This window comes from Kluyvera sp. Awk 3, from assembly GCF_028069715.1.
Classification (GTDB): Bacteria; Pseudomonadota; Gammaproteobacteria; order Enterobacterales; family Enterobacteriaceae; genus Kluyvera; species Kluyvera georgiana_A.
Genome location: NZ_JANEWH010000146.1, coordinates 1 through 10,429 on the forward strand (window position 1 = coordinate 1; position 10,429 = coordinate 10,429).

13 protein-coding genes are annotated in these 10,429 nt (G+C 52.3%); 3 read left to right on the plus strand and 10 right to left on the minus strand.

Annotation, left to right across the window (positions count from 1 at the left end):
* The first annotated feature begins 192 nt into the window (after positions 1 to 192).
* Complete coding sequence (locus NNN71_RS21060; protein WP_002908860.1) at positions 193 to 429, plus strand: major outer membrane lipoprotein; 237 nt, start codon at positions 193 to 195, stop codon at positions 427 to 429.
* Between the two features lie 63 nt (positions 430 to 492).
* On the opposite strand, the gene ldtE is transcribed toward NNN71_RS21060, so the two are convergent.
* The 9 genes from ldtE to NNN71_RS21105 all read right to left on the minus strand — a co-directional run bounded on the left by ldtE (position 493) and on the right by NNN71_RS21105 (position 8,322).
* Positions 493 to 1,467, minus strand: a complete 975-nt coding sequence (gene ldtE, locus NNN71_RS21065) for a L,D-transpeptidase LdtE (protein WP_271459265.1) — start codon at positions 1,465 to 1,467, stop codon at positions 493 to 495.
* 110 nt (positions 1,468 to 1,577) lie between these two features.
* A complete protein-coding gene (sufE, locus tag NNN71_RS21070; RefSeq protein ID WP_163447405.1) occupies positions 1,578 to 1,994 on the minus strand; it encodes a cysteine desulfuration protein SufE in 417 nt (138 codons plus the stop codon).
* 12 nt (positions 1,995 to 2,006) lie between these two features.
* Positions 2,007 to 3,227: a cysteine desulfurase SufS gene (gene sufS / locus NNN71_RS21075; protein ID WP_271459266.1), complete on the minus strand. Its 1,221-nt coding sequence runs from the start codon at positions 3,225 to 3,227 to the stop codon at positions 2,007 to 2,009.
* The gene (gene sufD / locus NNN71_RS21080; protein WP_249021906.1) at positions 3,224 to 4,498 is read right to left on the minus strand and encodes a Fe-S cluster assembly protein SufD; all 1,275 of its coding nucleotides are present in this window, start codon (positions 4,496 to 4,498) and stop codon (positions 3,224 to 3,226) included. The genes sufS and sufD overlap by 4 nt, the downstream gene beginning before the upstream one ends.
* The gene (sufC, locus tag NNN71_RS21085) at positions 4,473 to 5,219 is read right to left on the minus strand and encodes a Fe-S cluster assembly ATPase SufC (protein WP_163447402.1); all 747 of its coding nucleotides are present in this window, start codon (positions 5,217 to 5,219) and stop codon (positions 4,473 to 4,475) included. Before sufC ends, sufD begins: the two co-directional genes overlap by 26 nt.
* Positions 5,220 to 5,236: 17 nt before the next feature.
* Positions 5,237 to 6,724, minus strand: a complete 1,488-nt coding sequence (gene sufB, locus NNN71_RS21090; protein WP_271459268.1) for a Fe-S cluster assembly protein SufB — start codon at positions 6,722 to 6,724, stop codon at positions 5,237 to 5,239.
* 10 nt (positions 6,725 to 6,734) lie between these two features.
* On the minus strand, positions 6,735 to 7,103 hold the full coding sequence (gene sufA / locus NNN71_RS21095) for a Fe-S cluster assembly scaffold SufA (protein ID WP_064545857.1): 369 nt from the start codon (positions 7,101 to 7,103) through the stop codon (positions 6,735 to 6,737).
* Positions 7,104 to 7,513: 410 nt separating this feature from the next.
* Positions 7,514 to 7,945, minus strand: coding sequence for a hypothetical protein (locus NNN71_RS21100; RefSeq protein WP_271459267.1), 432 nt, complete (start codon positions 7,943 to 7,945; stop codon positions 7,514 to 7,516).
* Between the two features lie 8 nt (positions 7,946 to 7,953).
* Positions 7,954 to 8,322, minus strand: a complete 369-nt coding sequence (locus NNN71_RS21105; protein WP_167576009.1) for a hypothetical protein — start codon at positions 8,320 to 8,322, stop codon at positions 7,954 to 7,956.
* Positions 8,323 to 9,023: 701 nt separating this feature from the next.
* Between NNN71_RS21105 and NNN71_RS21110 the strand changes: the two genes are divergently transcribed.
* Both NNN71_RS21110 and NNN71_RS21115 read left to right on the plus strand, forming a co-directional pair.
* Entirely contained in the window at positions 9,024 to 9,359 is a 336-nt protein-coding gene (locus NNN71_RS21110) for a nuclear transport factor 2 family protein (RefSeq protein WP_163447398.1), read from the plus strand.
* Between the two features lie 120 nt (positions 9,360 to 9,479).
* A complete protein-coding gene (locus NNN71_RS21115) occupies positions 9,480 to 9,707 on the plus strand; it encodes a DUF1272 domain-containing protein (RefSeq protein ID WP_167576011.1) in 228 nt (75 codons plus the stop codon).
* A gap of 75 nt (positions 9,708 to 9,782) precedes the next feature.
* On the opposite strand, the gene NNN71_RS21120 is transcribed toward NNN71_RS21115, so the two are convergent.
* Positions 9,783 to 10,367, minus strand: a complete 585-nt coding sequence (locus NNN71_RS21120) for a class I SAM-dependent methyltransferase (RefSeq protein WP_223802499.1) — start codon at positions 10,365 to 10,367, stop codon at positions 9,783 to 9,785.
* Positions 10,368 to 10,429: the final 62 nt, after the last annotated feature.

The following is a 10,429-nucleotide window of genomic DNA, read 5'->3' on the forward strand; positions in this document are numbered from 1 at the left end:
ATCTAAGATGAATCCGATGGAAGTCCTCTGTTTTCACACACTTTTTCCCCGTAAAACCGTAAAGTCGATGCTTCTTTGAGCGAACGATCAAAAATAAGGGAAATCGCATAAAAAAATATTCTCAATATAAAAAAGTTTATGTAATACTTGTAACGCTACATGGAGATTAACTCAATCTAGAGGGTATTTATAATGAATCGTACTAAACTGGTACTGGGCGCGGTAATCCTGGGTTCTACTCTGCTGGCAGGTTGCTCCAGCAATGCTAAAATCGATCAGCTGTCTTCTGACGTTCAGACTCTGAACGCTAAAGTTGACCAGCTGAGCAACGACGTGAACGCAATGCGTTCCGACGTTCAGGCTGCTAAAGACGACGCAGCTCGTGCTAACCAGCGTCTGGACAACCAGGCTCACTCTTACCGTAAGTAAGAGTTCTGGTAATAAAAATGGCGCACATTGTGCGCCATTTTTTTGCCAGCGATTTACCCTTCTCTACTGCGTCACGGTTTCTGAGGCCACTGTACTATTCTGCGCCGACAGCACCGATGCCGCGCCTTTCCCCTCAGAGACAATCACCGGATACCCGGCACGACGCGACAGCGCGCTTTTCACCTGCCCTTCACTCGCCTGTTCAGCAAACTGCTTGAAGCCCGACGACAAGGTCATCTTCATGGTTTGCGTATCCTGCGCTTCGTTCTGCGACAACGGGCGATGCACTTCCAGATAACGTGTGCCGTTCGGCTCTACCGCATACTTCACCGGCTCATTAATCACCCGCACCGGCGTGCCGCTGCGCACCTGCGCGAACAGCGCCTTGATGTCCGGCGCATTCATGCGAATGCAGCCCGAGCTCACGCGCAGGCCGACGCTATCCGGCGCGTTGGTGCCATGGATGAGATATTCGCCATTACCGTATGCCAGACGCAGCGCATAAAGCCCCAGCGGGTTATTGGGCCCGGCAGGCACGACCGGCGGCAATGTAACGCCACGCTCCAGAGAACGCTTGCGGATACCCGCCGTCGGCGTCCAGGTCGGGTTTGGGATCTTCTGTCCTACCCGAGTCGTCATTTCCGGGGTTTCCAGCCCCTGCAGGCCAATACCAATCGGATAGACCTGTACCTGCTGTTCGCCCGGCGGGAAGTAGTACAGGCGCAGTTCGGCAAGGTTAACCACAATCCCTTCGCGCGGTACGTCCGGCAGCAGCATCTGCGATGGAATGGTCACCACGGTACCAGGACGAGGAACCGGCGCGATCGTATTGTTGGCTTCAAGAATGAGCATCGCCGCCGTATCAAAGCGGCGGGCGATCGCCTGTAGGTTCTTATCCCCCTCCTGAACGGTGTAGGTTTGATTGTGGCCGATTAAACGGCTATTGGCTGGGGGTAATGGGTAGTCGACTGCCCTGGCGCTGGAAATCGCGCTGAGGGCACCTAAAATGCTGAGTGTTAAGAGGGACGCGCGCTTCATATCTGGATTCCTTATTCATATTCACTGACAACATGCCAGAAAGCTGAACCACCAGCGTGGTGAGCTGCTCGCCCACCTTTCGTAACAGAATGAAAGCTGTCTATTTGATATTAGCTAAAACTCGCCGCCTGCGTGCGGATCGCACGAATCATCGCCTCGAGCCCCTGAGAACGCGATGGTGTAAGATGCTGCGCCAGCGCCATTTGTTCAAACCAGGGGCGCACATCAAAGGCCTGTACATCCGCGGCGGTCATCCCATCGTAAAGGATAAAGACGACGGCAATCAACCCCTTAACAATCGCCGCATCGCTATCCCCCTGTAGCGTGATGTGCCCTTGCGCATCGCGCCCCATCACGATCCACACCTGGCTCTGGCATCCCTGAATGATATGCTCCGGGCTATGCTGCTCGGGGCTGAGGGGGGGCAGCCGCTGGCCCAGTTCGATGATATAGAGGTACTTCTCTTCCCAGTTGGCGCAACGGTTGAAATTGCGCAACAGTTTGTCTTTGTCAGGTAAAGCCGCCATGATGACTCCCTGTTATCCTAATAAACGGCGAATGCGTTGCAGGCCCGCCACCAGGCGGTCGACCTCCTCAACGGTGTTATACATCGCCAGCGACGCCCGGCACATCGCGGGCACCTGATAAAATTCCATCAACGGCATCGCACAGTGATGACCCGTCCGTACGGCGATACCGTAATTATCAAGGAAGCTACCCACGTCATAGGCATGATGCTTGCCGAGATTAAATGCAATCACCCCCAGCCGCTCCGCAGGGCCATAGAGATGCAGGTCCGGCACGCCCGCCAGCGCATCCAGCGCGTAGCGCATCAGCGTCTGTTCATATTCGCCGATTTGTGTCAGTCCCAGTGCCGTAACGTAATCCAGCGCCGCGCCCAGGCCGATAATGCCGCCTGTATTCGGCGTACCGGCTTCAAATCGCCACGGCGCTTTTGCCCAGGTGGTGCCTTCACTGAGGCTAACAGTCGCGATCATCGAACCGCCCCCCTCCCACGGCGGCATCGCCTGCAGGATCTCGGCCTTGACGTACAGCGCGCCAATCCCCGTCGGGCCGTAGAGCTTATGGCCCGAAAAAGCATAGAAGTCGCAGTCCAGCGCCTGGACGTCAACCGGGTGATGCATCACCGCCTGGGCACCATCGACCAGGACCTTCGCGCCATGACTGTGTGCCAGCGTAATCAACTCCGCCAACGGGTTCTCGGTGCCCAGAACATTGGATACCTGCGTGACCGCCAGCAAGCGCGTGCGGGCATCAAACAGCTCTACCGCAGCCGCCATTTGTAACGTTCCGTCCGCATTAAGTGGAATCACCCGTAACTGCGCGCCCGTGCGCGCGCAGAGCATCTGCCAGGGCACGATATTCGCGTGGTGCTCCATCGTGGTAATCACAATGTTGTCACCCGCCTGAACGTTGCTGCTCCCCCAACTGTTGGCAACCAGGTTAATCGCCTCGGTGGTGCCGCGCACAAAAACGATCTCTTCCGCGCTCGCGGCGTGAAGAAAATGCGCCACCTTCTGGCGCACCTCTTCCATGCGCTGCGTGGCTTCGGCGCTTAACGTGTGGATGCCACGGTGCACCGCAGCATAGCCGTTGCGATAAAACGCCGCCTCGGCATGGATAACCTGCTCGGGTTTCTGCGCGCTGGCGGCGGAATCGAGGTAGGCCAACGGCTGACCGTTGACTTCACGCGAGAGCACCGGAAAATCTGCGCGAACCTGTTGTACGGAAAAGGTCATTGTTTACCTCCTGCCAGACGTAGCCCAATGCGCGCCAACACATGCTGTTTCAGCGCATCAAGGGCAATGGCATCGGTCAGCCCGGCGGCAAACGCGTAGAGGATGATGTTTCTCGCCTCCTCCAGCGCAATCCCGCGCGAGCGTAGATAAAAGAGCTGCTCGTCATCGATACGCCCGACGGTGGCACCGTGGCTGCATTTTACGTCATCGGCGTAAATCTCCAGCTGCGGCTTGGTGTCGACCTCCGCCAGACGCCCCAGCAGCAGATTATTGTTGGTCATCTGACCGTCGGTTTTAATGGCGTGCGGCGCCACGGTAATCACGCCGTTAAACACCGCGCGTCCCTTATCGTTGACGATAGTTTTATGCAGCTGGCGGCTATTACAGTAGCCCTGGTTATGTTCAAGCCAGGTACGACTGTCGCAGACTTCCGAATTGACCGGCATCGCCAGACTGTTCAACCGTAACGTGCTGTTTTCACCATTCAATTGCGCACTACTGTGGTGGCGCGTCACCGCCGCGCCCAGCAGAAAACTGTGGCTGAAAACGGCGGAATCGCGTCCTAGCCGCAGATCGTTATGGGAAAAATGGTAGCTCTGGTCGTTTTCGAACCCCAGCTTCAGATGCTGTAACCGGGCGTTGTCGGCGATATCCATGGTAAGCCTTGCGCCGGTAAAATGACGCACCGTGTTCAGGCTGACGTACTGTTCAATCACCGTCGCCTGTGCCCCTTCCGCCAGCTTGAGATGGTGACGATAGTGCGCCGTATTCATCTCGTCCGTTTCCAGACCGCGCGTAATGTGTAGCAACAGCAGCGGCTTGTCGGGGCGCTGATTGCGATGCACTTGAATATGCGTGACGCTGGTAGACAGGCTTTCGGTGAGATGCAGGAAGGCTTCAGGATGCACCGCCTCCGGCAGCGACTGACGTTGATTATTCACCGTGACGTCGAATCCGCTGTTGCTGACGTCGTCGCTAAGACGGGGATCGAACTGACCGTCCACAAACACCAGCCGATACGCATCCAGCGCCACCGCGTGGCTGTCGCGCTGCTCATCCGTCAATGCGGGCAGCGCCGGGGCGACGAAAGTGCTGGCCAGCAGTTTATCCAGCGCGGTGTACTTCCAGTCTTCGTCTTTACGCGTCGGTAAGCCAAGCTGATGCAGTTGCTGGAGATGCTCTAACGCCTGAGGTGATGCCTGACCACCGCGCGCCTGAACCAGCGCATGCCACTGTTGCAATGCGCTATTGTTGCTCGCTAAGCCAGCCATAGCCCTGCTCCTCCAGTTGTTTCACGAGCCGGAAATCACCGGATTTTACGATACGCCCCTGGTACAGCACGTGGACGACATCAGGTTTGATGTAGTCCAGAATGCGCTGGTAATGGGTGACGATAATAAAGGCGCGCTTGCCGTCGCGCAGCGCGTTAACCCCTTCGGCGACGATTTTCAGCGCGTCGATATCCAACCCGGAATCCGTTTCATCCAGAATACACAGCTCTGGCTCCAGCACTGCCATTTGCAGGATGTCATTGCGCTTTTTCTCACCGCCGGAGAAACCCACGTTGACCGAGCGGGTCAGTAAATCCGCTGGCATCTTCAGTAAGTTGATCTTCTCTTCCATCAGATCCTGAAAGTCAAAGCGATCCAGCGGCTCCTGGCCACGATGAGCACGTACTGCGTTGAGTGCGGTTTGCAGGAAGAACTGGTTGCTCACGCCGGGGATCTCAACCGGATACTGGAAGGCCATAAAAATGCCTTCGCCAGCGCGTTCTTCTGGCGAGAGCGTCAGCAGATCGTGCCCCTTAAAGGTCACAGATCCCCCTGTCACGCTGTAGTCTTCTCGGCCCGCCAGCGTCGCGGAGAGCGTACTTTTCCCGGAGCCATTCGGCCCCATAATGGCGTGCACCTCGCCCGGGCGCACGTTCAGGCTCACGCCACGCAGGATCTCTTTTTCATCAACGGAGACCTGTAATTCATTGATATTCAACATATCGCTTCCCTTAATCCTTAACCGACGCTGTGTTCAAGGCTGATAGCCAGCAGTTTTTGCGCTTCCACGGCGAACTCCAGCGGCAGTTCCGAGAAAACATCCTTACAAAATCCATTGACGATCATTGAGATAGCATCATCTTCGCTAATCCCGCGCTGCAAACAGTAAAACAGCTGATCTTCGCCAATACGTGACGTGGTGGCCTCGTGCTCCAGCTGCGCGCTGTTATTACGGCACTCCACGTAGGGGAAAGTATGCGCGCCACAGTCAGGGCCAATCAGCATCGAATCGCACTGGGTGTAGTTACGGGCGTTGGTCGCCGTCGGCATGATTTTGACCAGACCGCGATAGCTGTTCTGGCTGTGCCCGGCGGAGATCCCCTTCGAAATAATGGTCGATTTGGTATTTTTGCCAATGTGAATCATCTTGGTGCCGGTATCGGCCTGCTGATGGCCGCTGGTCAGCGCCACCGAGAAGAACTCGCCGACCGAATTATCGCCGCGCAGAATGCAGCTGGGGTATTTCCAGGTGATCGCCGAGCCCGTTTCCGACTGTGTCCACGACATCTTGCTGTTTTCGCCTTCGCACAGCGCGCGCTTGGTCACGAAGTTCAGGATCCCGCCGCTATTGTTATCGCCGGGGAACCAGTTCTGCACGGTGGAATATTTCACTTCCGCGTCTTTATGAATGATCACCTCCACCACCGCCGCGTGCAGCTGATAGCTGTCGCGTACCGGGGCCGAGCAGCCTTCAATGTAGCTGACATAGCTGCCTTCATCGGCTATCAGAATGGTACGTTCAAACTGGCCGGTTTTCTCCGCATTGATGCGGAAATAGGTCGACAGTTCCATCGGGCAGCGCACGCCTTTGGGGATATAAATAAAGGTGCCATCCGACGCCACCGCGGCGTTCAGCGCGGCGAAGAAGTTGTCATTTTCCGGCACCACCGTGCCGAGATAACGTTTGACCAGTTCGGGATGTTCGTGAATCGCTTCACCGAACGAGCAAAAGATAATGCCCTGCTCCGAGAGCTTTTCCCGGTAGGTCGTCGCGACCGAGACAGAATCAAAAATCGCGTCAACCGCGACCTCTTTCCCCTCACGCACCGGCACGCCCAGTTGGTTAAACGCGGCCTCCACCTCATCGGTTAAAAAGCTGCTGGTCCCGGTCTGCTGCTGCGCGCCGGGTTCAGAGGCGTAGCTATCGTCGCAGTTGCCGCAGGACGGCGCAGAGTAATAGCTGTAATCCTGGTAATTCAGCGAATCGTATTTCGCTTTTAGCCAGTGCGGTTCTTCCATCAAAAGCCAGGCGCGGTAAGCCTTCAGGCGAAATTCCAGCATCCATTCCGGTTCGTTGCGCCTGGCAGAAATCGCCCGCACCACCTCTTCGTTGATGCCTTTCGCCAACTCATCGGTTTGCAGCTGGGTGAAGAACCCTTCTTTATAGTTCAGCGGGCCACCGGCCCAGGTCTGGACATCGTCAGTTGCGTCAGTATTACGCGTCATCATGTACCGCCTATACTCCGAAGCTTTCGCCGCAGCCACATTCGTTCTGCGCCTTCGGATTATGATATTTGAACAGCTGATTCAAACCTTCGCGCACGTAATCCACTTCCGTGCCGTCAATAAACGGCATTGCGCGTAAAGGCACCCACAGCTTCGCGCCGTCGGATTCAAACAACAGATCGTCTTTATCCGGCTCGCTTACCGCGTCCAGCACGTAGCCAAAACCCGCGCAGCCGGTCTGCTTCACCCCTAAACGCACGCCCTGAATCGTTGGCTGCTGTTTGACCAGCTCACGAATATGCGCAGCGGCCGACGGCGTCAGCGTAATGCCGCGCCAGGTCACATCGTTGGGATCGAAGGTTCCTGAATGTAAATCCATAGGTCTACCTCATCAGTGGAGCCACAAAGGGTTAACGCTATGTTAGTGATAATGATTATCACTTCAACCCGCGCCGCGTGGGGATATTCCACGCGGCCCCCTTTCCTCAGGCCTTTTTATAAGCATAGACCCTGTCGTCACGCGTGAGTGGGATAGCGAATTTTTTATAATGAATTGAAAAATAATGTATTTATGATGGATGCCGGGCAAAAAATGAAGGAGTGCTAAAGATGCATAGCCAATACCTATTTATTTAATCGGTTTTGGCGTGTTCTGTGAATCAAGGGGTTAGAGGATTATCAATGAGTTATGGGGTTGTTCTCGAACTAAAATCACGGCCAGACTTTCAGTTCTGGCACACCACATTGCACAGGTCTGGTATGCCACTATGCAGAATTCACTCAGTCAACTTAGTACGTGCAACCATTACCAGAGTAATTGGCATTAATTATTTTACTATTTACTGACTCAAAAATAATCGTACATGTGTAAGTTACTGTCCCAGCTGTCCTGCCCCCAGTACTTGTTGTGTAGGCCGTATTACCCTGCACAACGGTGGTATAGTCAGGAGCTTTGCCTGGCCGATTTACATTGTAATTGGCTTGGTAAGAGAGAAATCTGTGACCATCAACATCATATGTTTTTTCAGGTGGGCCTAATTGCTGAACTAACTGCAAATCGCTCCAACCTATTGTACTTTTAAGCTCCGCATCTAGTTCAGCTTTCGTTGGACGTTTTCCTAATACAGACTCTGTGTATCCAGTCATAAAACTGTTCACTGCGCCCCCACATCCTGAAAGGATGGCGCTTACCAAAAATACGAATGTTAGATTCTTAATCATCTCATCACTTACTTTGTTCGGGTACATATGACAGCTGTTGAGCCGAGCACTTTATCATCCCACGGCCCCTTAGAACCCGTTTGATCTAGCTCCGTTGCCAAAAGTGAATAATAACCACCGCCCATAAATCTCAAATCTATAGTGGTTGTCAGCGAGGGATTCCCATGGTGCCCCTGCGCCTGGAGACGATCGGCGCTAAGCGCTGAAATTTCCGCATCAAAATCACCATTAATCACAACATGTTTGTTATCAACAACATGAACTGTCACTCCCGTTTGACATTCAAAATTCATAGGATGTTGTACATCAAAAGGAGCGTAATCGGCCATGACCATCATCGGAGATATCATAACAAGCCCAGCTAAAATGATTTTCATTTTTATAGAACCATCAGAAAGGAGACATAGGTTAGCATGGCTCTTTTTGTTAATAATTGCTCTATATCATCTGTTAGGCGTCATTATCTACTTGCAAAACTCAGCAGATTCGCCGGCGCTCGCGCCTTAGCAACGGTGTTGGCACTTTCAAAAAAACACCCGGTGTAGCAAGACATGAACAGAACGTAGACCCTTGTCGTAATGGCCATACTTCGAATTGACCACAGACTCCTCTTCATATTGAAGCACTGTAACCTTGCTCCAGCCGAGGTTGCTTATGTTGACTATCTCTATCTCCTCACGTTGATGCGAGAGCGGTATGCACGAAATTCAGCCTTTCGGGCCGATGTAACAACAGCACATCAAGGATTTCCCGAAGCCTGAAAATGAAAAAAGCTGCCTCAGGCAGCTTCAGGGGATAAAAATAAGAAACGTTAAATAAGAAGGTTTAACCTTTATCGCTTAAAATACAGTTCCCCTTTTCGATCGGCGTTCTGACATCAGAACCTACTGTATCGTTAGTAATGCTGTAAGTTAATTTTTTAGCTTTCTTATTGAAAGTCATTGTCACCGCAGGCCCCGCTATCATCTTTGCGGCGTTCATAACACATCACAGAATAAAATCCATCTTGTGCTCTCGCTCTTCATATGATTTTATATGCAATAATAAGGCATAATAAATCAATAATGGGAGCGCCTGTATGTCCGTAGAATCGATCGCCCAAGCCCAGTTTGACGCATATAACGCTCATGACATTGAAGGGTTTATTTCTTGCTTTTCAGAGGAGTTTAAAGGTTACCGGATGCCTGCAGAATCGCCTTCAACAACAGGCAAAGCGTCTTTACGTGAGTTTTACCTGAATAATCGTTTTAACAATCCCGAACTAAGAGCAGAGCTTATTTCCCGAACAGTATTAGGTAATAAAGTGTTCGATCATGAGTTGATATACGGTTTGTCATCTACACCCCTGGAGAGTGTGGCGGTTTTTGAAGTTAAAAACGAACTGATTACAACGGCATGGTTCTATTTTCCGTAACGAGAAAGTGCCCAGCTATTCTCAGTAATCATCAGATCGAAACGCATGCGACTAACCAATTGTTCCATCTTTTGATTTTGGAACCTTCTGGTCATGCTCATTTAACAACAGGAGAACACCATGCTCGAACTCCGCCCTAATTGCGAATGCTGCGATCAGGATCTGCCGCCGGAATCGCCAGAGGCGTACATTTGTTCGTTCGAATGCACCTTTTGCATTGATTGCGTTACTCAGCGGCTTGACGGTCATTGCCCCAACTGTGGTGGCGAGCTGGTGCGACGCCCAATACGTCCAGCGGCAGCCCTCTTACGACATCCCGCATCCAGCCTACGCCGCTATAAACAATAGACAGGCATATGTTCTTTTTCGTTAATTCATGGCTGCGCGCCCGACACATACAGCGCGTCAACCATTTATTCTCGTTTATGACTTATCCTTTTTTTTCAAAAGCCTGTACCAATGAGAATCAGCCTCCCGACGATAATGACGGTCTGCGCTTACCAGCTCAAAATATTGGCCAAATACTTTCTCGATGACCTGCGGTGAGAGCGGCATTCCTCGTGGCGAAATATCCATCGCCCATATCAGATGCATGCCACCTGGTTTTAGTAAGCGGTTCACTTCACGGGCATATTTCATCTGCCCGGGTTCATCAAGGCAATGAAAACAACCAATATCATAAGAAACATCGAATGGCCCTGATATATCTTTCAGATTGGTCACATCTCCGGTGTGGAAACGGGGAGATTCATACCCTTCCCTGACACGATTACGAGCCTTTTCGATGGCTACCGCCGAAAAGTCAACGGCCGTTATTTTTATTCCTTCTTTCGAAAAATAGTCTGCAAACAACCCCAGACCACATCCTAATTCCAGTGCATTCAGCGGAGAATTTTGTCTGATAAAGTTTTTTAGTTCTGTCGGTACATTTGAATCTGTCCACATCATGTGTCCAACATCGGAACGATATGCTTCATCAAAGTCGGTATTTTTTTCTGGCGCACTCATCTGCTATCCCTACTTTTGGTCAGTGGTATTCATGATTATCTTGTATATAGCATGCTATGTAT

Excerpts from the sequence above, each read along its gene's own strand:
- NNN71_RS21060 (WP_002908860.1), top strand. The coding sequence starts at position 193 with ATGAATCGTACTAAACTGGTACTGGGCGCGGTAATCCTGGGTTCTACT.
- ldtE (WP_271459265.1), bottom strand. The coding sequence starts at position 1,467 with ATGAAGCGCGCGTCCCTCTTAACACTCAGCATTTTAGGTGCCCTCAGC.
- sufE (WP_163447405.1), bottom strand. The coding sequence starts at position 1,994 with ATGGCGGCTTTACCTGACAAAGACAAACTGTTGCGCAATTTCAACCGT.
- sufS (WP_271459266.1), bottom strand. The coding sequence starts at position 3,227 with ATGACCTTTTCCGTACAACAGGTTCGCGCAGATTTTCCGGTGCTCTCG.
- sufD (WP_249021906.1), bottom strand. The coding sequence starts at position 4,498 with ATGGCTGGCTTAGCGAGCAACAATAGCGCATTGCAACAGTGGCATGCG.
- sufC (WP_163447402.1), bottom strand. The coding sequence starts at position 5,219 with ATGTTGAATATCAATGAATTACAGGTCTCCGTTGATGAAAAAGAGATC.
- sufB (WP_271459268.1), bottom strand. The coding sequence starts at position 6,724 with ATGACGCGTAATACTGACGCAACTGACGATGTCCAGACCTGGGCCGGT.
- sufA (WP_064545857.1), bottom strand. The coding sequence starts at position 7,103 with ATGGATTTACATTCAGGAACCTTCGATCCCAACGATGTGACCTGGCGC.
- NNN71_RS21100 (WP_271459267.1), bottom strand. The coding sequence starts at position 7,945 with ATGATTAAGAATCTAACATTCGTATTTTTGGTAAGCGCCATCCTTTCA.
- NNN71_RS21105 (WP_167576009.1), bottom strand. The coding sequence starts at position 8,322 with ATGAAAATCATTTTAGCTGGGCTTGTTATGATATCTCCGATGATGGTC.
- NNN71_RS21110 (WP_163447398.1), top strand. The coding sequence starts at position 9,024 with ATGTCCGTAGAATCGATCGCCCAAGCCCAGTTTGACGCATATAACGCT.
- NNN71_RS21115 (WP_167576011.1), top strand. The coding sequence starts at position 9,480 with ATGCTCGAACTCCGCCCTAATTGCGAATGCTGCGATCAGGATCTGCCG.
- NNN71_RS21120 (WP_223802499.1), bottom strand. The coding sequence starts at position 10,367 with ATGAGTGCGCCAGAAAAAAATACCGACTTTGATGAAGCATATCGTTCC.